The sequence below is a fragment of the Janthinobacterium sp. BCJ23 genome, assembly GCF_059617945.1.
The window spans coordinates 122,591-144,591 of the sequence record NZ_JCAQAW010000009.1 but is presented as its reverse complement, the minus strand read 5'-3'; the positions used below and the strand labels follow the sequence as shown (position 1 = coordinate 144,591).

Genomic DNA, 22,001 nt, shown 5'->3' with positions numbered 1-22,001 from the left:
GTGATCTACAGGAATTCGGTGATCAGTTTGCCGAGCAGGATAATGGCTTGCTCGACGCCCACACTCCACGGATAGCTGTAGTTGAGGCGGATGCAATGCTTGTAGGCCTGGCTGACGGAAAACATGCGCCCCGGACCCACCGTGATCTTGCATTCCAGCGCGCGCCGGTACAGCTGCATGGAGTCTATGCCGCCGGGCAATTCCACCCACAGCACGTAGCCGCCCTGCGGGTGCGAGATTTTCGTGCCAGCAGGAAAGAAGCGCTGCACGGCGGCAGCCATGATGCGCGCTTGCTGGGCATAGGCCTTGCGGGTGCGGCGCAGATGCTGTTCGTAGCCATCGTTTTGCAGGTATTCGGCGATGGCCAGCTGCGGAAACGACGATGTGGCCAGGGTGTTGAGGAATTTGAGTTCCTCGACCTTGCCCCGGTAGCGCCCAGCCAGGGCCCAGCCCACGCGCTGCGCGGAACTGAGGCTCTTGGAAAACGAGGAACAGTGCAGCACCATGCCCTTGCGGTCGTACGACTTGAGCGAGGACGGGTGGGCGTCGCCGTAATACAGTTCGTTGTAGACGCCGTTTTCGATGGCGGGCACGTCGTGCTGCTCCAGCAGCTGGACCAGGGCGCGCTTGCGCTGGTCGGACATCTGGAAGCCCAGCGGATTCTGGAAGTTCGGCATCACCATGACGGCGGCGATCGGTTGCCGGGCCATGATGTCGGCCAGCGCTTCGATGCTGATGCCGTCGTACGGATCGGTGGACACTTCCACCACCTTCATGCCCAGCCGTTCGACGGCCATCAGCATGGCATAGAAGGTGGGCGACTCGACGGCGATGGTATCGCCCGGCTTGGCCACGGCTTGCAGGCACAGGTTGATCGCTTCCGTGGCGCCCACGGTGACGATGATTTCATCGGGATCGACGGCCAGACCGTTTTCCATGTAGCGGCGGGCGATTTCGCGGATCAGCTGCGGGTTGCCCGGCGGCAGGTCGTCCGTCATGTTCCACACGCGGTTGCGGCGCGCCACGGCACCCGCATACTGGTTGATGCGTTCCCAGGGAAACAGCGACGGGTCGGGGTAGGGCGAGCCCAGCGGGATGGCATCGTGCAAGCCAATCGAGCGCAATGTCGACAGCACCAGGCGGCTGACGTGCACTTCCGCCGGAACGGGACTGGGCTGGGAGGCCTGCATGCACAGGTCGGCGGTCTGTACGTCGCCGGCGCGCGGGCGCACGAAGTAGCCGGACTGGGGCCGGCTTTCGATCACGCCCATGCTTTCCAGCTTGACGTAGGCGCGCAGCACCGTGGTGATGCTCAGCTTGTGCTGCTGGCTGGTCTGGCGCACGGAGGGAATGCGTTCGCCGGGCAAGAGCACACCCTTGGCCACCAGTTGCTCGATCTCGCTGACGAGCTTTTCATACAATTTCATTGGTATCCATTCTTTGATTCTTGCTCTACGTCATTGCATTATCGTCCAATTCATGGAGGCGGTATGGCTGCGGCCACCGCATGTTGTCGAAATGAAACTGTCGTTCGGCAGTTCTGGTTTAATATCCACACAGAAAGTAAAAAAGGAACATTTGATGGCAATCCCACAAAGCATGCTGTCTGTCGTCGCGCGCGACGAAGTGCATTTGCAGTTCAATGTGAAGGCCGGCGTCGATATGCGGCAGTTGTTCAAGCTGCTGGGCAAGCTGTGGGAATCCGAAGTCACGGGTATCCTCGATCCCACCCTGAACCGCCACCATCAGTTGACGGGCGGCACGGCCAATGTGGTGCTGGGATTCAAGCCCGAGCTGTGGCGCGCCGCTTGCCCCGGCTGCGTGCCGGACAATATGGCGTCGTTCGCGCACGACCTGGTGGGCGCCAACGGCAAGACGGCGCCGGCCACCCAGCACGATTTCTGGGTCTGGATCACGCAGTCGAACGCGGCCAACCTGTACGACAGCATGCGCACGACGCTCACTTTGCTGAGTCCGTTTGCAGAGCTGGCCAGCGAGCAGGTGTGTTTTCCGTATCACAATAACGTGACCTTCGACGGCTTTGCCGACGGCGTCGCCAATCCGAATCCGTTTCGTGCCAACGGCGTGGCCATCATTCCGGACGGCGAGGCGGGTGCGGGCGGCTCGACCGTGCTGCTGCAGAAATGGCGCATGGACGTGGAACGCCTGCGCGCCTTGCCCGTGCACGCGGCGGAGCAGGTGTGGGGCCGCACCAAGGCAGGCAGCCATGAATTGTCGCCGCTGCCCGTCGATTCCCACGTGGGCCGCAATCAGTTCATCCGCGATGGCGAGGAAGTCGATATCGTGCGCCGCAATGCCAATTACGCCAATGCCAGCGAGGCGGGTGTCATGTTTGTCGGTTTTTGCAAGGACATCACGGTGACCATGGGCATGCTGCGGCAAATGTACGGTGTAGGCTATGATGGCGTCACCAAGACGGACAGGCTGCTGGATTTTTCCACGGCGCTGTCGTCGGCGATCTATTTCGTGCCCAGCATCGATGCCTTGCTGACCGTGGGTATTTCGCCGGCGGATCCCGGCTAAGGGCCGCCCCGGCGGTTCCGATTTTTACTTTTACTAGGAGTTTTTCATGCGTATTCGTCCCGCCACCTTGCTGTCCGCCCTGATCTTCGGCAGCGTCGTCTTCAGCGCTTCCGCCTCCGCCGTCGGCCTGGGTTTCCTGGCCGATACGCCGATGGCTTACCTGAACAAGAACGACAAGCCCGTCTTCGTCAAGGCCGTCACCGACGTGCTCAATGACAAGAAGGATGGCGAAACCGTGCAATGGAGTAATGAAGGCTTGCGCAATTCCGTGCGCATCGCCGCCGAAATCACGGCCAGCGACACGGAAAAAACGGATGCGCAAACGTGCCGCAAGGTGCAGGTAGCCTTGAGCGCCAAGGGCCAGGAACAGACGCTCAAGCTGAAGGTCTGCAAGGCCGGCGCGGCCGCGTGGAAAGTGGCGAAGAGCTGATCGTCCGTGTTGTTCCCTTGCCGGTTCTGCACCGGCAAGGTGCGACTTTCCTCTAGGTAAGTCTGGCAGCGGTTAGAATCACGCTTTACCCTCACTTTTCTCACCTGCATGCAGCAAAGTCGCCTCCTGTTTTTCCGCCTGGCCGGGCAGTTTCGCCGCTATGGCGCCATCGTTGCCGCCACCTTGCTGGCCGTGGGCGTGGCGTCCGCCACCGATGTGTTGTTAATCCGCCAGTTGCAAAACGTCGTCGACGCCATGCGTACGACGGCCAGCACGCAGGTCGCGCCCGCGTCCGGCGTGATGGGCATGCTGCAGGGCTGGGTCGACCGTTTCTTGCCGGCACAGGCGGGGCAGGTGGACTTGTGGGTGATTCCCGCCACCATCCTGGGCCTGGCCGTGCTGCGCATGGTGTCGAGCTTTGCCGGCGATTACGGTTCCGTCTGGCTATCGAGCCGGGTGCAGGCCGACTTGCGCGAAAAAATGTTCGCCACCATCATGCGCCTGCCCAGCCGCTTTTTCGATACCACCACCACCAGTCTGACGCAGTCGCGCGTGGCCTTCGACGCGAGCCAGGTGTCGCAGGCGGGTTTGAACGTGCTCAACGTGATGGTGCGCGATTCCGTCGCCACCGTCGGCTATTTGATCCTGCTGTTCAGCATCGATGTGAAACTGGCCCTGTTCTGCATGGCGTCGATGCCCATCGTGGCCATCGTCGTGACCCTGGCGGGCCGCCGCATGCGCCATTTGAGCAAGAGTTCGCAGCAAGCCGTGGGCGAGCTGACGTCCGTGCTCGACGAAAGCATCGCCGGCCAGCGCGTCGTGAAAATCTTCGGCGGCCAGGATTATGAGCAGGCGCGCTTTGTCGACGTGGTCAAGCGCAACCGCCAGCTGGCCGTCAAGCACGCGGCCACGTCGGCAATGAATTCCGGCTTCATCATGATGCTCGTCGGTATTACCCTGTCGTCCGTGATCTATTTCGCCATGCTGCGCGCGCAAAGCGGCGCCATCACGCCAGGGGCCTTCGTTGCCTTCATGGGCGCCTTGATGGCCATGCAGTCGCCGATCAAGAATTTGACGAAGATCAATGAGCCGCTGCAACGGGGGTTGGCGGCGGCCGAGTCCGTTTTCGGCCTGATCGACACGCCGCTGGAACCGGACCCGGGCACAGTGGCCCCGGCGGCCGTGCAGGGCAATTTGTCCCTGCAGAACGTGCAGTTCCGCTACAACAGTGACGACCCCGATGCGCCCACGGCCTTGAGCGACATCACGCTCGACATTCGCGCCGGCGAGACGGTGGCCCTGGTGGGCGGTTCCGGCGGCGGCAAGACGACCTTGCTGGGCTTGCTGCCGCGCTTCTACGACGTCAGCGGCGGCCAGATCCTGCTCGACGGCGTCGACGTACGCGACTACGCCTTGCTGGCCCTGCGGCGCCAGTTTGCCCTCGTCAGCCAGGATGTGATTTTGTTCAACGACACGATGGCGGCCAATATCGCCTACGGCGACCCGGCCCCGGACCAGGCCCGCATCGAAGCGTCGGCGCGCGCCGCCTATGCGCATGACTTCATCATGCAACTGCCGCAAGGCTACGCCACCCAGGCGGGGCAGAACGGTTCACGCCTGTCGGGCGGACAACGCCAGCGCCTGGCGATCGCGCGCGCCCTGTACAAGGACGCGCCGATTTTGCTTCTGGACGAAGCGACCAGCGCGCTCGATACGGAGTCGGAGCGTTCCGTGCAGGCCGCGCTGGAAGTGCTGATGCGCAACCGCACCACCATCGTCATCGCCCATCGTTTGTCCACCATCGAAAGCGCCGACCGCATCGTCGTCATGCAGGGCGGGCGCCTGGTGGAATCGGGCAGCCATGGGGATTTGCTGCAGCAGGGCGGCGCGTATGCGCGCCTGCATGCGAGCCAGTTGTCGCCCGTCAAGGACAGCGTGGGCTGAGGTGTGGCGCGCCAGCGCATCCGCCGGGCCGGAGCCGGACCAGCAGGTCCGTCCCGGCCTTTTTTCATGGGGCGGCAATCGTGCCCATGGCGCACGGTGCTTGCCTTTATGATGGTGGCCGCAAAGCAACATGAACAATGGAACAACATGAAAAATCGACAAACGATGCGCTGGCTGCTGGCCGCCGCGCTGTGCGCAGCCTTGCCGCTGGCGGCGCAGCAGCAGGCAGCGCCAACGCCAACCCTACAGGAGGAAGACCAGACTATGTATCTGGATGAAAATTTTATGCCAAGCAACCAGCGCCGCGCCACCTATGCGCTGCGTACGCCGCCCGTGCGCGACGAGGCGCTGGGCGCCTGGCATATCCGCCTCGAATTTCCCGACACGCCGGGCGTGCTGGCCTTTGAAACCTACACCACGGACCTGGACCTGAGCCAGGTCAGGTTCGTGCGTTTTCGCAAGTCCTACTACGAGAATGGCCAGTTGCTGCGCGAAACCTATTTCAATGACCAGGGCGAGGAGCTGCTCGGCGGCTGCGTGTACTTTGAAAACGGCCAGGTCAAGCAAAAGGTGACGGCGCTGCCGAACGGGCGCGACAGCATCTCGGAAACGTATCACGAGAATGGCCAGCTGATGAGCCGCACCTTGTATCACGGCGACGAGATGGCCGATGGCGAGCACGTGTCGTATGGCGCGAACGGAGCCGTCAGCAGCCGCTCGTATCAACGCAATGGCCAGATGGATGGCGTGCAGGAATCGTTTTATGACGATGGCAAGCTGTTCCAACGGGGACAGTTCGTCGATGGCCAGCGCGAGGGCGAGTTTGTCACGTATGCGCAGGACGGCAAGGTGCTGGCCAAAACCGTCTGGGTGCACGGCCAGCCCGATGGCTGGTCGTTTGAAAGCCATGGCAATGGAAAACTGTCGAACAAGACGCTGTACCAGAAAGGTAACGTGCTCAGCCTGGAAAAGTGGGGAGCGAATGGCCATCCCATTTTTGCGTGGCATAAAGATGCACAGGGGCGTGACCACGGCGATACGACGGATTGGCATGCCAACGGCGTGCGCGCCAGCGTGACGCCGTTTGTCGCAGGCCAGCGCCACGGCTTGCTGCAAACCTGGTACAGCGACGGCAGCCTGCGGCAGATCGTGCCGTATGAACACGGCAAGAAGCACGGCATCGAGCGCCACTGGGACAAGGCCGGCAAGCTGGTGCTGGAACAGGCATGGCAGGATGGCCAGCCAGTGACAGGCAGTTAGTTCCGCGCCGCCATTGCAGGTATCATGTACGGATTCCGGCCCGCCAGCAGGCGCGAAGCCGGCGGGATAACTGGAGGCAATGGTGGCGGAAGCGGAAGTATCGGCGATAGCCAGGGCGCAGGGCATGGCCTTGCAAAACATGCGCGTCGTCATGCGCGCGGCGCAGCGGCATTCGGCGCAGATCGAGAAGCAATGCGGTGTGTCGGGCGCGCAATTGTGGGTGATGCAGGAATTGCTGGAGCGGCCGGGCCTGCGCATGGGCGAGCTGGCCGGCAAGATGTCGATCCACCAGACGACGGCCAGCAACCTGGTCGAGGCACTGGTGAAAAAATCCTATGTGCGCAAGGCGCGCGACCAGCCCGACCAGCGCGTGGTGACCCTGACCCTGACGGCGGAAGGGCAGGCCGTGATCGCCGGCGCACCGCAGCCGGCGCGCGGCTTGCTGCCCAGCGCCCTGGCCCAGCTGGACGCTGCCAGCCTGGCCCACCTGAACCAGGGTTTGAGTGCCTTGCTGGCCGTCGTCGCCCCCGATGATACGCAGGCGGGCATGCAGCCGTTTCCGTTTACGATGTAGTTTCCCGGCCCGTCGGCTGTAGCGGCAGCCGCTGCAACTGCAGCTGCGCCAGCGCCCCGTACAACGGTTCGCTCAGCACGCGCGAGACCGTGCTGGCCACGACGGCGCAGGCCATCAGGCTCAGCACCATGCCGTGGCCGTCGACCATTTCCATGACAATGATAAACGCCGTCAGCGGCGCCTGCGTGGCGGCGGCCAGGAAGCCCACCATGCCCAGCGCGATTAGGGCGGGCGCATGCGGGTAGTGCAGCAGCACGGCGATATCGTGGCCGATGCCGGCGCCGATGGCCAAGGAGGGCGCGAAAATGCCTGCCGGCACGCCCGACCACACGGTCAGCCACGTCGCCACGTATTTGAAAGCAACAAAGGCGGGCGCTACGTCGGACGAGCCTTCCAGCATGGCGCGCGTGGCCACGGTGCCGCTGCCGAACGTGGCGCCATGGCTGGCGATGCCGATGGCCGCCACCAGCACACCGCAGACGGCGGCGAACAGCACGGGCCGGCCTTTTCTCCACGCAGACAATTTTCCCAGCGGATTGCCCCGGGCGGACGCCAGCAGCAGCCGCGCAAACAGGCCGCCCGCCACGCCCGCGACCAGAGTGACGAGTAAACCCGGCAAGGCCAGCGCCAGGCCGATGGGTCCCGGGTGGATGATGCCGAAGTGGGTGGCGTTGCCGTGGATGGACACGGCCATCATGCCGGCCAGCACGATACCTGCGACGATGAGGCCGCTGTTGCGCTGCTCGGGCGAGCGTGACAATTCTTCGATGGCAAACATGACGCCGGCCAGCGGCGTGTTGAAGGCAGCCGCGATGCCGGCCGCGCCGCCGGCCACCAGCAGGGAATGGGCGCTCACCTGCGAGTGACGGGGCAGCCAGCGGCGCGCGGCCAGCATCACGCCGGCGGCGATCTGCACGGACGGTCCTTCGCGCCCCAGCGACAATCCGCCCAGCAAGCCGCCCGCCGTCAGGACGATTTTCGCGGCGCTGAGTTTCAGCGACACGAACAGCGAGCGCTGCTCGGGCGCCACGGCCGGGTCCAGCGTCGCCATCACTTGCGGGATGCCGGAACCAGCCGCGCCCATCGCGTAGCGGCGCGTCAGCCAGACGAGCAGGGCGGCGCAGGCCGGCGTCCACAGCAGGGCGAACCACCAGGCCTTGCCGTTAAAAAAGAGAAACAGGTCCAGCGCTTCCTCCGCCAGCCACGTAAAGCCGACGACGACGAGCCCCGCGATGGCGGCCATGCCGACGACGACGGCGCGCGACCACCACAGGCGCGGGTTGGCAAATTCATGCTTGAAGGCAGAGGGAATATCGTGCAAGTGCTTCATTGCGGCAAGTCCAGGAAGGGGCGCGCAGGGCGTCGGGGAGACTTGCCATTATATAGATGTATTTGCTCAAATGTATTTGAGCCTCATCTTCCGTGGGCGGCTGACAACAGTATGTCTGTTTCGGCCAGGAAATCGACGAGCGCCCGTACTTTCGGCGCCAGGTGCGGCCCGGATGGCCACAGCAGCCAGCAACTGTGGGCCGGATGCCCGGTGATTGCGTAGTCCCTCAGCACTTCGATGAGGCTGCCGTCGTCGATGGCGGAGCGCACATAAAAGTCGGGCAGCCAGGCGATGCCCAGGCCTTGCCGGGCGAAGTGCAGCCGCGCTTCGACGTTGTTGCAGACCATGGACAGTGGCAAATCCGGCGCCGGCGCCTCGGCTTGCTGGCGCAGCTGCCACTGTTCGACCTTGCCGCTGTGGCGGAAGCGGTAGTGCAGGCAGGCATGTTGTTGCAGTTCAAGGGGATGGCTGGGCGTGCCGTGGCGCGCCAAGTAGGCGGGCGAGGCCACGAGGCAGGAGCGGAACTGGCCCAGCTTGCGGGCGGCCAGGCGCGAATCGCGCGGTGCGCCGATGCGGATGACGGCGTCGAAACCATCGCCGACGACATCGGCCAGCGCGTCCGAAAAGTCCAGGTCGAGGGCGATGGCTGGGTGTCGTTGGGAAAAATCAGCCAGCGCGGGCAGGAAAACGCTGCCCAGTTCCGGCAAGCCCAGGCGCAGGCGGCCGCGCGGCGCCAGCGTGCCCGCCAGTTCCTCCTGCGCCGCCTGCATTTCCGCCAGGATGCGTTCGCTGCGCGCGAGGAACAGCTTGCCTTCCGCCGTCAGGCTCAGCTGACGCGTGCTGCGCTGGAACAGGCGCGTGCCCAGCCGCTGCTCGAGCCGGGCCAGGCTCTTGCTGACGGCCGATGGCGAAATGCCGGCCTGGCGCGCGGCGGCGACAAAGCTGCCCGCCTGCGCCAGTTGCACGAACAGAGCCACGCCGGAGAGATTATCGATGTCTTGCATGATTCATGACAGTTTGGTCAGGTGTGAAACGCATTGAAGCATATTTCTCTTTCTCGCGTGGCTGCTTACCATGGGGTTTTGACCTGCTGGAGCAAGCAATGAAGATGATTGGTTTCAAGAAAGGAAGCAGTGTGGACGAACAAGGCGGCCTGTTCGACATGGAAGGCCCGATGCCCGTGCCCGGCCCGCGCGACGTGCTGGTGCAGGTGCGCGCCGTCGGCGTCAATCCGCTCGATACCAAAGTGCGCGCGGGGCTGGTGACGGTACCCGATGCCGTCACGACTCTGGGCTGGGATGCGGCCGGCGTCGTGCATGCGGTGGGCAGCGAAGTGACCCTGTTCGCGCCGGGGCAAGCCGTGTATTACGCGGGTTCGTTCGACCGCGCGGGCGCGAATGCCGAATATCACCTGGTCGATGAGCGCATCGCGGGGCGTATGCCGGCGACCCTGGACTTTGCGCAGGCGGCCAGCGTGCCGCTGGCGGCGCTGACGGCGTGGCAGCTGCTGTTCGAGCGTTTTGCCATCGCGCCTGGCGACAGGCAGGAGCGGGGCAGCCTGTTGGTGCTGGGCGGCGCGGGCGGCGTCGGCTCGCTGCTGATCCAGCTGGCGCGCCAGCTGACGGGTTTTACGGTGATTGCCACGGCCTCGCGCGGCGACAGCGGCGACTGGTGCCGCGCCATGGGCGCGCACCACGTGATCGACCATACACAACCGTTGTCGGCGCAGGTGGCGGCATTGAACGTGGCGCCCGTGCGCCATATCGCGGCGCTGTCGCACACGGCGCAACATATCGCGCAACTGGTGGAGCTCATCGCGCCGCACGGCAAGCTGGCCGTCATCGACGACCACGATGTTTTCGATGCGGCGTCGCTGAAGGGCAAGAGCATCTCCTTGCACTGGGAAATGGTGTTTACGCGGCCTTTGTTTGCCACCGAAGACATGATCGAGCAGCACCGCATCCTGAACCGCGTGGCGCGGCTGCTGGACGAGGGCGTGCTGCGCCATACGCTGCGGCAGCGCTTGTCGCCGATGAACGCGGCCACCTTGCGGCGCGCGCATGCGCTGCTGGAGCGGGGCGGGCAGCCGGGCAAGATCGCCGTCAGCGGCTGAACGGGTTTACACGAACAGCTCGCGCCGCGCGCTCTGGCTGATGGCGATGGTGGCCGGGTGGCGCAAGCGCCGTTCCGTGGTGATCGCATACACCTGCTCGACGAGGCTATCGACCCGGCCCAGCGCCACCACGGCGTATTGCTCGCACACCTGGGGCGCGATGACGGTAGGGGCGAAGAACAGGCCGGCGCCGGACTGGCCGAAGGCCTTCATCATGGCGCTGTCGTCGAACTCGCCGACGATGCGCGGGTGCAGATTATTGTCGCCGAGCCACTGCAGCAAGCGCCCGTAGATGGCGAAGTCTTCGCCGGGCAGCAGCAGCGGCGCGCCGTCCAGGCATTGCGGGAAGCCGCCGTTCAGCGTGGCGGCCAGGGCTGGCGTGCCGAACAGGGTCATGCCGCTTTCGCCCAGTAAATGGTTAAAGCCGCGCACGCTCAAGTGGGCCGGCATGGGACGGTCCGCCATGATCAGGTCGAGCCGGTGCACGGCCAGGTCCGCCAGCAGGCTGGCCAGCCGGCCTTCGCGGCAAATGATGCGCAGCGGCTCGGCCAGTCCCAGCGCCGGTTCCACGAGGCGGCAGGCGATCAGTTTCGACACGGAATCGGCGCAGCCCACGCGGAAGGTCGTCGTTGTCGTACGCGACTGGTCGCGCACGATTTCCAGCAATTCATCGCCCGTGTTGAAAATGCTTTCGGCATGGCTGAGGATGCGCCGGCCCGTGTCCGTCAATTCCAGCTGGCGCCCGCTGCGGCGGAACAGTTCCACGCCCAGGGTGTCGGCAAACTCGCTGAGCTGGCCGGAAATCGATTGCGGCGTCAGGTGTAGCTGCTCGGCCGCGCGCGCGATGCTGCCCGTCTTGGCCACCATCCAGAAATAGCGCAAGTGCTTGAAGTTGAGTGTCGACATGGTTTTTCCCGGGGGATTAATGCATCGAGTTTTTCGATGTATTCTTAAATTATATTCGATTTGTTCGATGTTTATATTCGGACTATGATGGCTGCTCAATTCATGCAAGGAGAGTGTCATGGACTTCTGGATACAAACAGACAGTTGCGGAGGCCGCCGATGAACGGCCTGGAAAGTATTGCGACGGCACCCATGTGGGCCGGCTTCATCGCCTTTGTCCTGGTGATGCTGGCGCTGGACTTGTTCGTCTTTGGCGGCAACAAGGCACACAAGGTCAGCGTCAAGGAAGCGGCGACGTGGTCGCTCGTGTGGGTCAGCCTGGCCCTGCTGTTCAACGGCGGGCTGTGGTGGTATCTGAACGGCACGGCCGGTCCTGAGATCGCCAACCAGAAGGCGCTGGAGTTTTTCTCCGGCTACCTGATCGAGAAAGCCCTGTCGGTCGATAACGTGTTCGTCTTCCTGCTGATCTTCAGCGCCTTCCAGGTGCCGATCCAGTACCAGCGCCGCGTGTTGATCTATGGCGTGCTGGGCGCGATCGTCATGCGCGCCGTGATGATCATGGCCGGTGCGTGGGTAGTGAGCGAGTTCAGCTGGGTGCTGTACCTGTTCGGCGCCTTCCTGCTGGTGACCGGTATGCGCATGCTGGTGGCTGCCGATGCGGAACCGGACGTGGCGAACAACCCCGTGCTGCGCTTTGCCCGCCGCCACTTGCGGGTGGCCGACGGCGACCACGGCGAGCGTTTCTTCGTGGCAAAGGGTGGCTTGCGCTATGTCACGCCGCTGTTCCTCGTGCTGATCCTGATCGAGGTGACGGACCTGGTCTTCGCGGTGGACTCGATCCCGGCGATTTTCGCCATCACGACGGACCCGTTCATCGTCTTCACGTCGAACCTGTTCGCCATCATGGGATTGCGTGCCCTGTACTTCCTGCTGGTGGACGTGGCTGACCGCTTCCACATGCTCAAGTATGGCCTGGCGATGGTGCTGGTGTTCATCGGCGCCAAGATGCTGATCATGCCGTGGTACCACGTGCCGGTGGAAGCGTCGTTGCTGGTGGTGGCGGTCCTGATCGTGTCGAGCTGCGTGGCCAGCGTGTTCATCACCCGCAGCGACAAGAAGTAAATGCCGTACCGCGCGCCCTGCAATGGCGGGGCGCGCTTTTTAAACTGACAATGGAAAGTGAACTATGCGTACCTATGCAATGAACAGTCCCCAGGCAGCGGGACGTATCCTGGCCCTGATGATGGTGGTCGATGGCAACCTGGCCAGCGCCGAGCTGCAAGCGATGCATCGCAGCAAGATCCTTGAGCATATCGACCTTGAGCCGGCCGCCTTCCAGCAATTGCTGCAAGACCTGTGCGACGACATGCTGACGTCGACCGTGCATGGCGCCGTGCAACTGGCCAATGGCGTGATCGACAGCCTGCTTGATGAAATCACCGAGCCGGACTTGCGCCGCCAGCTGCTGCAAGCCATGTGGAAGATCGCCGATGCGGACGACTGGCTGGCCGATGGCGAAGCCGTCTTGCTGGCCCGCGCCAGCGCGGCGTGGTCGGCGGAAACGAACTTCCGCCGGCATGCGGCGTAATTACTGCGCCTTGTGCCCCATGGCAATGACGGCGGCGCCGGCCAGGGCCAGGCCCACGCCGGCGATGTCGGTCCAGGCGGGCGTGACGCCGTCCACCAGCCACAGCCAGCCCAGCGCCGTGGCGATGTAGATGGCGCCATACGTGGCATACACGCGCCCGCTGGCGGCCGGATGCAAGGTCAGAAGCCACACGAAGACCAGCAGGCTGAGGGCGGCCGGCACCAGCAGCCAGGCGCTGCCCTTGTTGCTCAGCCATAGCATGGGCAGGTAGCAGCCCAGCAGTTCGGCCACGGCCGTGACGGTAAACAACCCGAAAGTGCGGGCAAGACTGGTCCATTCGATGGTGTCGTTCATGCTATTCCTGTTATGCGGTCAGCCGACATTGTAGACGGGCATCTGTCAATTCAGTTGCAGGGCGACATACAGCAGCAGGCGGTCATCCGTGTCGTCCAGGTCCAGCCCCGTCAGTTCGGCGATCTTCTGCAGCCGGTAATCGAGCGTGTTGCGGTGGATGTGCAGGGCCCTGGCCGTGGCCATCGGGTGGCTGTGGTGGCGGAACCAGGCGGCCAGGGTGCGCATCAGGGTGCCCGACTTGCGGTCGTGCGCCTGCAGACGGGCCAGGGTCTGGCGCAATTGCTCGGCCTGCCAACCCGCTTGCAGGCCGGACAGCAGCACGGGCAGGCTCAGTTCCAGATAGGAAAAAGTAGTGTGCCCGCCATCGCGGGTGCGGCCCACGCGCGCCGTCTGCTTCGCCGATTCATACGAAGCCGTGGCGCCATCGAGGCCCGGCAAGGCCACGCCCATGGCCAGGGTGGCCGGTGGCGTGAGCGCCTGCTGTGCCACCTGGTGCAGTTCGAGCAGGCGCTCCCTGGCTTGCGCCGCGCGCGCCTGCTGCGGGCCGCTGGCGGGAAAGGCGTCGAGCAGCACCAGTTCGCCCGGCGAGACGACGGCCATCAGCAGGGAAGGCCAGCGGGCCGACAGGTCGGACTGCACTTGCTGCAGCTGCGTCAGCACCTGGTCGAGCCGCTCGCCCGGGCCTTCGCCCGCATCCGGTATTTCCAGCACGAACATGGCGCGCGGCACGCGTAAATCGACCGCCAGGCGCGCCGCCCATGCCTGCATGCTGGCGTCCGAAATGCCCGTGCGGTAGACGAGCTGGAACACGAATTCCTCGCGGTAGCGCTTTTCATGCTGCAACTCGCTGACCAGCCGCGCCTGTTCCAGCATCATTTCCGCCATGGCCCGCACCAGTTCGCCGAACTGGCGCACGGCGTCCGGCTCGCCCGTCAGGCCCAGCACGCCGCAAATCTCGCCGCGCACGGTCAGGGGCAGGTTGATACCGGCCCGCGTGCCGGGCAGCCTGGCCATGTCGGCCGCGCCGATTTCCACGCTGGCGCGCCGGGCCAGCGCCAGTTGCGCACCCGGATGCAGGTTGCCCACGCGCTGCGGATCGCCGCTGGCCAGGATCACGCCGCGCGCATCGATGACGTTGACGCTGAAGGGAATGATGTGCATGGTGCGCTGGACGATGTCCTGCGCCAGGGGAAGGTCAATATTCGGCATGGGGTGGTCCGTCTTGTGCATTTGCATGGAATCATCGTATAAAGCACCATATTTCTTCATGCATCCGCACGATGACTGTTTCTGCCGGCGATTGTACGATGGGCTGGCCGTATCCCATAAAAAATAGTCAGGAGACACCCATGACCACCCATCCAGGCGCCAGCCTGTCCGCCGGCGCGTCCGCGCAGGACCGCGTGCGCGAAGGCGCCTACCGCAAGGTCACCTTGCATCTGATCCCCTTCATCTTCATCTGCTACCTGTTCAATTACCTGGACCGCGTGAATGTCGGCTTTGCCAAGCTGCAAATGCTCGATGCGCTGCAATGGAGCGAAAGCGTGTACGGCCTGGGCGCCGGCATTTTCTTCATCGGCTACGTGGCCAGCGGCGTGCCCAGCAATCTGCTGCTGCACCGCCTGGGCGCGCGCAAGGTCATCGGCACCCTGATGATCGCCTGGGGCATCGCCTCGGCCTGCCTGATGTTCGTCACCACGCCGGCCGCGTTCTATTCGCTGCGCTTCATCACGGGCGTGTTCGAGGCGGGCTTCTTCCCCGGCATCGTGCTGTACTTTACGAACTGGTATCCCGCGTCGCGCCGGGGCCGCATCATGGGCCTGTTCATGTCGGCCATTCCCATTTCCGGCTTGCTGGGCAGCCCCTTGTCGGGCTGGATGATGCAATCGTTCGCGGGCCACGGCGGCCTGGCCGGCTGGCAATGGATGTTCCTGCTGCAGGGCATTCCCACCGTGCTGCTGGGCTTTCTAGTCTACGTGCTGCTGAACGATGGCATCGCCCAGGCGAAGTGGCTCAATGCCGAAGAAAAGCAGCTGCTGCGCGCCGATCTCGACGAGGACGAACGCCAGCGCCGCAACAGCGCGAATACGGCCGACACCTTTGCCAGCGTGCTGCGCAACAAGCATGTGTGGATGCTGGGCCTCGTGTATTTCTGCATCCAGATGGGCGTGTACGCGATCAACTTCTGGCTGCCCACCATCGTCAAGTCGCTCGGTTTCGCCAGCCCCGTGGCCGTGGGCTGGGTCAGCGCCATTCCCTACCTGTGCGCCAGCATCTTCATGATCTGGGTGGGCCGTTCGGCCGACAAGCACAAGGAACGCCGCTGGCATTTGAGCGGCCCCTTGCTGATGGCGCTGTGCGGCCTGCTGCTGGCGACCCAGGCGCACGGCAACGTGGTCGTTGCCCTGATCGGCCTGTCGCTGGCGACCATGGGCGCGCTGTCTGGCCTGCCCATGTTCTGGCCCTTGCCGACGGCGTTTCTCGGCAGCGCGGCGGCGGCCGGCGGCCTGGCGCTGATCAATTCGCTGGGCCAGGTGGCCGGTTTCGTCAGTCCCTTCCTCGTCGGCTGGATCAAGGATGCGACGGGCGGCACCGACGTGGCCCTGTATATTCTTTCCGCAGTGATGCTGCTGGGCGCCATACTGGTGCTGCGCGTTCCCGCGCGCATCGTTAATCGCTAAGTGAACCGCTGATGCCATCGAACCGGAGGAATTGACCATGACGACGACCCCACCGCCGCGCGCCTTGCTGCAAGCCATGTTCCAGGCCGCCATCGCCGCGGCCCAGCCATCGCATTGCATCCGGCCCCATCTGCCGCCCGCGCCCAAGGGCCGGCTGATCGTCATCGGCGCCGGCAAGGCGTCGGCCGCCATGGCGCAAGCCGTGGAGCGGCACTGGCCGGGGCCGCTGTCGGGCCTCGTCGTCACGCGCTATGGCTATGCCGTGCCATGCGAACGCATCGAGATCGTCGAAGCGTCGCACCCCGTTCCCGATGCGGCCGGCATGGATGCGGCACGCCGCATGCTCGAGCTGGTGGGCAATTTGCACGCTGACGATACCGTGCTGTGCCTGATCTCGGGCGGCGGCTCGTCGCTGCTGGCCTTGCCACTTGACGGCATCAGCCTGGAAGACAAGCAGGCGCTGAACCGCGCGCTGCTGGCGTCGGGCGCCACCATCGGCGAAATGAATTGCGTGCGCCGCCATTTGTCCGCCATCAAGGGCGGCAGGCTGGCGGCTGCCTGCCATCCGGCGCAAGTGGTGACCCTGGCCATTTCCGACGTGCCCGGCGACAAACTGGGTGACATCGCATCCGGCCCCACGGTGGGCGACGCCACGACGTGCGACGATGCGCTGGCCATCGTGCGCCGCTATGGCATGGACTTGCCGGACAGCATAAGAAAGACTCTGGAAAGCGGACGCGGCGAATCCGTAAAACCCGATGACCCACGGCTGGCGCGCACGCGCACGACCCTGATCGCCACGCCGCAGATGGCCCTGGAAGCGGCGGCCGACGTGGCGCGCGCGGCCGGCATCACGCCGTATATCCTGGGCGACAGCCTGGAAGGCGAGGCGCGCGACGTGGGCAAGGTGATGGCCGGCATCGCGCTGCAAACGGCCTCGCGGGGCCAGCCGTTTCCCGCCCCGTGCGTGCTGCTTTCGGGCGGAGAAACGACGGTCACCGTGCGCGGCAATGGGCGCGGCGGGCGCAACGTGGAATTCCTGCTGGCGCTGGGCATCGCGCTGGACGGGCACGAGGGCATCCACGCGCTGGCCGGCGACACGGATGGCGTCGACGGCCAGGAAGACATCGCCGGCGCGGTGCTTGCGCCCGACACCCTGCAACGGGCCTGGGCGCAAGGCATCAAACCGCGCGACAGCCTGGACAACAACGATGGCCACGGCTTCTTCCAGGCGCTGGGAGATGCCGTGATCACGGGCCCGACCTTGACCAACGTCAATGATTTCCGGGCCATCCTGATCAGCTGAGTTTAGAAACCTTCGAGTACGATTTTTCCCTTCGCCGTATTGCTTTCCAGCAGTGCATGCGCGCGCTTCAAATTCGCGGCATTGATCGTGCCGAAGCGTTCGGCCAGGGTCGTCTTGATGATACCAGCGTCGACCAGCTGCGCCAGCTCTTCCAGTAGCTCATGCTGCTTGACCATGTCGGCCGTCTGGAACAGCGAACGGGTAAACATCAGTTCCCAGTGCAAGGACACGCTCTTGCCCTTGAACTTGCGCACGTCGATGTGCTCGGGGTCGTCGATCAGGGCGAACTTGCCCTGCGGCGCGATCAGTTCGACGATGTGCTCGAAATGCTTGTCGGTCTGGTTCAGGCTGATCACGTAATCGACGGGCGGCAAACCCAGGCGCGTGATTTCCTGCGCCAGCGGCAAGCTGTGGTCGATCACGTGGTGGGCGCCCAGTTCCTTGACCCAGTCCGCCGTTTCCGCGCGCGAGGCCGTGCCGATGATGGTGACACCCGTCAGTTGCCGCGCCAGTTGCACCAGCACGGAACCGACGCCGCCGGCCGCGCCGATCACCAGCAGCGACTTGCCGGTGAGATTCTTGTCGCGGCTGATCTGCAGGCGGTCGAATAGCAGTTCCCAGGCCGTAATGGCGGTCAGGGGCAGGGCGGCGGCCGGCGCGAAATCGAGGCTGGCGGGCATTTGGCCGACGATGCGCTCGTCGACCAGCTGGAATTCGCTGTTGCTGCCGGGGCGGTTGATGGCGCCCGCGTACCAGACTTTATCTCCGACCTGGAACAGGGTGACGTCGGGGCCGATGGCCGTGACGACGCCGGCCGCATCCCAGCCCAGCACTTCCGGCTGGCCGTCTTTCGGCGCGCGGTTCTTGCGCACCTTGGTATCGACGGGGTTGACGGAAATGGCCTTGACGGCGACGAGCAGGTCGCGCCCCGTGGCGGCGGGCACGGGCAGCTCGATGTCGAGCAGGGCGTCGGCATCGGTGATGGGCAGGCTGTGGCGGTAGGCGATGGCTTTCATGTGCTTCCTTTGGTAAAACAGTGATGGATTAGGGGTAGGTCGGATCAGGTCCGAAGGACCGTAATCCGACACCATTGTTGGCGTGGCCATACGGGCTTGACGTATCATGGCCATTTTCTCGCCCTGGAAACAGGGGGCGCGTACCGAAACACTTTCAAAGGAATACTGAAAATTGCTGCGACTCGATGACTTGCAGGTGTTTGTGCGCACGGCCGACCGCGGCAGTTTGTCGGCGGCCGCGCGCGAGATCGGCATTTCGCCCGCGCTGGCCAGCGCCGCCGTCAAGCGCCTGGAAGGGGAGCTGGGCTTGCGTCTGCTGGCCCGCACGACCCGTTCGCTGAGCCTGACGGCGGAAGGCACGCAATACCTGGAACACGCGCGCGAAGCCTTGCGCCTGCTGCGCGCCGGCCACGATGCGCTGCTGGCCGGCAAGGACAGTTTCGGCGGAACCTTGAAAATTGCCATGCCCTCGGACCTGGGCCGCAATCTGATGCTGGGCTGGCTCGATGAATTCCAGTCGCGCCATCCGAAGCTGCATTACCAGCTCAGCGTCAGCGACCGGGTGGCCGACATGGTGCGCCAGCAAGTCGACGTGGCCATCCGCTATGGCCAGCAAGACGATTCGAGCATGGTCGCCATGCCCATCGCGCCCGCCAACGACCGGGTACTGGTGGCGTCGCCCGCCTACCTGCGCGAACATGGACCCCTGTTGGCGCTGGGAGACTTATCGCAGCGCAATTGCCTGCGCTTCGCGCTGGAAGACGGCTTGCACGACCGCTGGACCTTTTACCGCCTGCCGCAGCGCGAGCAGGTGACGATAGATGTGAGCGGCAACCGCAGCGCCGACGATGCCGACCTGGTGCGCCGCTGGGCCGTGGCAGGCCTGGGCATCGCCTACAAATCGCGGCTCGATGTGTCCGGCGACGTGGCCGCCGGCCGGCTGCACGTGCTGCTGCCCGAGGTGGCGGGCGAGGCCGCGCCCTTGCAACTGCTGTGCATGCACCGGGCGCAGGTGACGCCGCTGGTGCTGCAGCTGCGCGACTTCCTGCGCGACAAGTGCGCGGAATTGCATAAATAGCATTATTGATTACAACTCGTTGCAAATGGCAATCATGCGCAGGTCAACCTGGGCGTACCCTCAGGCATTCTGGTTGAAACCGCTTGAAGGACCGCCATGACCCCCAACCGACTGTTGCCGACAACCTTGATTTCCCTGCTGTTGCTGGCCGGCTGCACCGCCACCGGACCTGCCGTCCAGGCCGATCATCGCGCGCAGACCAGTTCCGCGCAGGACATTGCCCTGCTGGAAAGGGTCAGCTGGGGCGTGAACGCCGGCAGCGCGCGCCAGATGCAGGCGCAAGGCTGGCAGCGTTATCTGCAGGCGCAATTGCACCCGGGTAAAGCCAGCCTGCCATCCGCCGTGCAGGCCCAGATCGACGCCATGACGATCAGCCAGGTGCCCCTCGATCAGCTCGTCATGTCCGTGGAGCAAAAGCGCAAGGAGTCGGCTGCCGTCATGGACGACATGGCCAAGCAGCAGGCGCAAAAGGATTACCAGCAAGAACTCAACCGTCTGGCGCGCGAAGCGGCCACGCGTTCGCTATTGCTTGACGTGTATTCGCCGAATCAGCTGCAGCAGCAGCTGAGCTGGTTCTGGCTCAACCATTTCAGCGTACACCAGGGCAAGCACAACTTGCGCGCCATGGTCGGCGATTACGAGGCGAACGCCATCGCGCCGCACGCGCTGGGAAAATTCCGCGACTTGCTGGGCGCGACCGTCCACCATCCGGCCATGCTGCGCTACCTGGACAATGAAGCCAATGCCGCCAAGCGCATCAATGAAAACTATGCGCGCGAGCTGATGGAACTGCATACGCTGGGCGTGAACGGCGGCTACAGCCAGACGGACGTGCAGGAACTGGCGCGCATCCTGACAGGCGTGGGCGTTAACCTGGGACCGGATACGCCAAAGGTGAAACCGGCGCTGCAGTCGCAATACGTGCGCCGGGGCTTGTTTGAATTCAACCCGAACCGCCACGATTACGGCGATAAACAATTCCTAGGACAAACGGTGAAGGGCAGGGGACTGGCCGAGCTCGATGAAGCGCTGGATCGTTTGAGCCGCAGTCCCGCCACCGCGCATTTCATCAGCGGCAAGCTGGCCCAGTATTTCGTCGGCGACAATCCGCCCGCGCCTCTGGTGGCGCGCATGGCCGCCACCTTCCAGCAGAGCGATGGCATGATCGCCGACGTGCTGCAAACCATGTTCAACAGTCCCGAATTCAAGCAGTCGCTGGGCAAGAAATTCAAGGACCCCATGCATTACGTGGTGTCGGCCGTGCGCCTCAGCTATGACGACAAGCCCATCCTGAATGCGGGCCCCATGCTGAGCTGGCTCTCGCGCATGGGCCAGCCTCTGTACGGGCGCCAGACGCCGGACGGTTACCCTCTGACGGACGCTTCCTGGGCCAGCCCCGGCCAGATGACGACGCGCTTCGATATCGCCCGCACCATTGGCTCGGGCAGCGCCGGCCTGTTCAAGACGGATGGCCCGCAGCCGCAGGAAAAGGTGGCGTTTCCCCAACTGGCCAGCGCCCTGTATTACCAGTCGCTGCAGCCGACCTTGAGTCCGGCCACGCGTCAGGCCCTGGAGCAGGCCGCCTCGCCGCAAGAGTGGAATACCTTCCTGCTCTCGTCGCCCGAAATGATGCACCGCTGAAAGGAATTGTCATGAACCGTCGTGACTTGTTGAAAGCCCTGGCCGCCGCGCCGCTGTTGTCGCATGCGGGCAGCTTGCTGGCCGCGCCCGCCACAAATGCGAAGCTATTGTTCGTCTTTTTGCGCGGCGGCTATGACGCAAACAATCTGCTGGTGCCCATCGGCAGCGATTTTTACTATGCCTCGCGGCCGAATATCGCCATCGCGAAACCGGGCGAGGAAAACGGCGCGCTGGCCTTGACGACCGACTGGGCCCTGCATCCGGCATTGCGCGAAACCATCTATCCCATGTTTACGGGCGGCGAGGCGGCCTTCATTCCGTTTGCGGGCACGACGGATCTGACGCGCAGCCATTTCGAGACGCAGGACAGCATCGAACTGGGACAAGAGCTGGGCGGGCGCCGCGATTTCCGCTCGGGCTTTTTGAACCGGCTGGCGCAAAGCCTCAATAAGCAGCAAGGCAATCACGCCATTTCCTTCACGGACCAGCTGCCGCTGATCTTTCAAGGCGGCGTACAGGTACCGAACATGGCGCTGCGCTCCGTGGGCAAGTCGGGCATTGATGCGCGTCAAAGCCAAGTCATCGCTGCCATGTACCGGGGCACGCCCCTGCAGCAACCGGTCAGTGCGGGCTTTGCCGTGCGCGACGATGTGACGAAGGAATTGACGGGCGAAATGCAGGCGGCCAACCGCAACGCCATCAGTACCAAGGGATTTGAATTGGAGGCGCAGCGCATCGCCCGCTTGATGAAGGATAAATACAACCTGGGCTTCGTCGACGTGGGCGGCTGGGATACGCACGTGGGGCAGGGCGGCGCGAACGGTTACCTGGCCGGGCGTTTCGATGAGCTGGGGCGTGGCTTGGCCGCGTTCTCGCAGGAAATGGGCAGCGAGTGGCGCAATACCGTCGTCGTCGTGGTCAGCGAATTTGGCCGCACCTTCCGCGAAAACGGCAACCGCGGCACGGACCATGGCCACGGCAGCGTGTTCTGGGTGTTGGGCGGCGGCATCAAAGGCAAGCAGGTGGCGGGCGAACAGGTGGCGATTTCGCAGGCGACGCTGTTCCAGAACCGCGACATGCCCGTACTCAACGAATACCGTGCCGTGCTGGGAGGCTTGCTGCGCCGCACCTTCGGCTTGACCCCGGCGCAGCTCGATCACGTGTTTGCCGGCGTCAAGCCTGCGGAACTGGGCCTCGTCTAAAGCGGAATGCCGCCGTGTTACGCTACGCCTGCGC

The 22,001-nt window shown here is 64.2% G+C and carries 20 protein-coding genes; 13 read left to right on the top strand and 7 right to left on the bottom strand.

Annotated elements, in window-relative coordinates; genetic code table 11:
• Positions 1–5: 5 nt before the first annotated feature.
• Positions 6–1,427 (bottom strand): aminotransferase-like domain-containing protein, encoded by a 1,422-nt coding sequence (locus AC54AG_RS23715; protein ID WP_070304125.1) that lies wholly within the window; start codon positions 1,425–1,427, stop codon positions 6–8.
• A 154-nt stretch (positions 1,428–1,581) separates the two neighbouring features.
• On the opposite strand from AC54AG_RS23715, the gene AC54AG_RS23710 reads away from it, so the two are divergent.
• The 5 genes from AC54AG_RS23710 (at position 1,582) to AC54AG_RS23690 (ending at position 6,752) form a co-directional block, all read left to right on the top strand.
• Positions 1,582–2,544, top strand: a complete 963-nt coding sequence (locus AC54AG_RS23710) for a Dyp-type peroxidase (protein ID WP_319993252.1) — start codon at positions 1,582–1,584, stop codon at positions 2,542–2,544.
• Between the two features lie 46 nt (positions 2,545–2,590).
• Positions 2,591–2,974 (top strand): hypothetical protein, encoded by a 384-nt coding sequence (locus AC54AG_RS23705; RefSeq protein WP_034759028.1) that lies wholly within the window; start codon positions 2,591–2,593, stop codon positions 2,972–2,974.
• A 108-nt stretch (positions 2,975–3,082) separates the two neighbouring features.
• Positions 3,083–4,918: a lipid A export permease/ATP-binding protein MsbA gene (gene msbA, locus AC54AG_RS23700; protein WP_496631722.1), complete on the top strand. Its 1,836-nt coding sequence runs from the start codon at positions 3,083–3,085 to the stop codon at positions 4,916–4,918.
• A gap of 147 nt (positions 4,919–5,065) precedes the next feature.
• Positions 5,066–6,178, top strand: coding sequence for a toxin-antitoxin system YwqK family antitoxin (locus tag AC54AG_RS23695; protein WP_496631721.1), 1,113 nt, complete (start codon positions 5,066–5,068; stop codon positions 6,176–6,178).
• Positions 6,179–6,302: 124 nt separating this feature from the next.
• Positions 6,303–6,752 carry a MarR family winged helix-turn-helix transcriptional regulator gene (locus AC54AG_RS23690; RefSeq protein WP_257620499.1) on the top strand — a complete coding sequence of 150 codons (450 nt, stop codon included), beginning with the start codon at positions 6,303–6,305 and terminating at the stop codon, positions 6,750–6,752.
• Here AC54AG_RS23690 and AC54AG_RS23685 read toward each other — a convergent pair.
• Together AC54AG_RS23685 and AC54AG_RS23680 are read right to left on the bottom strand one after the other, a co-directional pair.
• Positions 6,742–8,082 (bottom strand): chloride channel protein, encoded by a 1,341-nt coding sequence (locus tag AC54AG_RS23685; RefSeq protein WP_070304120.1) that lies wholly within the window; start codon positions 8,080–8,082, stop codon positions 6,742–6,744. The genes AC54AG_RS23690 and AC54AG_RS23685 overlap by 11 nt on opposite strands.
• Before the next feature lie 83 nt (positions 8,083–8,165).
• Complete coding sequence (locus tag AC54AG_RS23680) at positions 8,166–9,086, bottom strand: LysR family transcriptional regulator (RefSeq protein WP_331778806.1); 921 nt, start codon at positions 9,084–9,086, stop codon at positions 8,166–8,168.
• Between the two features lie 98 nt (positions 9,087–9,184).
• Between AC54AG_RS23680 and AC54AG_RS23675 the strand changes: the two genes are divergently transcribed.
• Positions 9,185–10,195, top strand: a complete 1,011-nt coding sequence (locus AC54AG_RS23675; RefSeq protein ID WP_442907312.1) for a zinc-binding alcohol dehydrogenase family protein — start codon at positions 9,185–9,187, stop codon at positions 10,193–10,195.
• A 6-nt stretch (positions 10,196–10,201) separates the two neighbouring features.
• Here AC54AG_RS23675 and nhaR read toward each other — a convergent pair whose 3' ends face one another.
• Positions 10,202–11,101: a transcriptional activator NhaR gene (nhaR, locus tag AC54AG_RS23670; protein WP_319993257.1), complete on the bottom strand. Its 900-nt coding sequence runs from the start codon at positions 11,099–11,101 to the stop codon at positions 10,202–10,204.
• 159 nt (positions 11,102–11,260) lie between these two features.
• Between nhaR and AC54AG_RS23665 the strand changes: the two genes are divergently transcribed.
• Together AC54AG_RS23665 and AC54AG_RS23660 are read left to right on the top strand one after the other, a co-directional pair.
• Positions 11,261–12,223 (top strand): TerC family protein, encoded by a 963-nt coding sequence (locus tag AC54AG_RS23665; RefSeq protein WP_072456397.1) that lies wholly within the window; start codon positions 11,261–11,263, stop codon positions 12,221–12,223.
• Between the two features lie 64 nt (positions 12,224–12,287).
• Positions 12,288–12,689 (top strand): tellurite resistance TerB family protein, encoded by a 402-nt coding sequence (locus tag AC54AG_RS23660; protein ID WP_034759008.1) that lies wholly within the window; start codon positions 12,288–12,290, stop codon positions 12,687–12,689.
• On the opposite strand, the gene AC54AG_RS23655 is transcribed toward AC54AG_RS23660, so the two are convergent.
• Together AC54AG_RS23655 and AC54AG_RS23650 are read right to left on the bottom strand one after the other, a co-directional pair.
• On the bottom strand, positions 12,690–13,043 hold the full coding sequence (locus tag AC54AG_RS23655; RefSeq protein ID WP_070304116.1) for a YnfA family protein: 354 nt from the start codon (positions 13,041–13,043) through the stop codon (positions 12,690–12,692).
• Positions 13,044–13,088: 45 nt separating this feature from the next.
• Positions 13,089–14,279, bottom strand: coding sequence for a sugar diacid recognition domain-containing protein (locus AC54AG_RS23650; RefSeq protein ID WP_496631720.1), 1,191 nt, complete (start codon positions 14,277–14,279; stop codon positions 13,089–13,091).
• A 113-nt stretch (positions 14,280–14,392) separates the two neighbouring features.
• Between AC54AG_RS23650 and AC54AG_RS23645 the strand changes: the two genes are divergently transcribed.
• Positions 14,393–15,724: an MFS transporter gene (locus tag AC54AG_RS23645; RefSeq protein ID WP_289906458.1), complete on the top strand. Its 1,332-nt coding sequence runs from the start codon at positions 14,393–14,395 to the stop codon at positions 15,722–15,724.
• 37 nt (positions 15,725–15,761) lie between these two features.
• Positions 15,762–17,030 (top strand): glycerate kinase type-2 family protein, encoded by a 1,269-nt coding sequence (locus AC54AG_RS23640; RefSeq protein ID WP_496631719.1) that lies wholly within the window; start codon positions 15,762–15,764, stop codon positions 17,028–17,030.
• Positions 17,031–17,032: 2 nt separating this feature from the next.
• Here the strand turns inward: AC54AG_RS23640 and AC54AG_RS23635 are convergent, their stop codons facing one another.
• Positions 17,033–18,046, bottom strand: coding sequence for a zinc-binding alcohol dehydrogenase family protein (locus AC54AG_RS23635; protein WP_496631718.1), 1,014 nt, complete (start codon positions 18,044–18,046; stop codon positions 17,033–17,035).
• Between the two features lie 172 nt (positions 18,047–18,218).
• On the opposite strand from AC54AG_RS23635, the gene AC54AG_RS23630 reads away from it, so the two are divergent.
• The 3 genes from AC54AG_RS23630 to AC54AG_RS23620 all read left to right on the top strand — a co-directional run bounded on the left by AC54AG_RS23630 (position 18,219) and on the right by AC54AG_RS23620 (position 21,967).
• On the top strand, positions 18,219–19,124 hold the full coding sequence (locus AC54AG_RS23630; RefSeq protein ID WP_034758996.1) for a LysR family transcriptional regulator: 906 nt from the start codon (positions 18,219–18,221) through the stop codon (positions 19,122–19,124).
• A 96-nt stretch (positions 19,125–19,220) separates the two neighbouring features.
• Entirely contained in the window at positions 19,221–20,765 is a 1,545-nt protein-coding gene (locus AC54AG_RS23625) for a DUF1800 domain-containing protein (protein ID WP_331778810.1), read from the top strand.
• Positions 20,766–20,776: 11 nt separating this feature from the next.
• Positions 20,777–21,967, top strand: a complete 1,191-nt coding sequence (locus AC54AG_RS23620; protein ID WP_456131623.1) for a DUF1501 domain-containing protein — start codon at positions 20,777–20,779, stop codon at positions 21,965–21,967.
• Positions 21,968–22,001 lie beyond the last annotated feature (34 nt).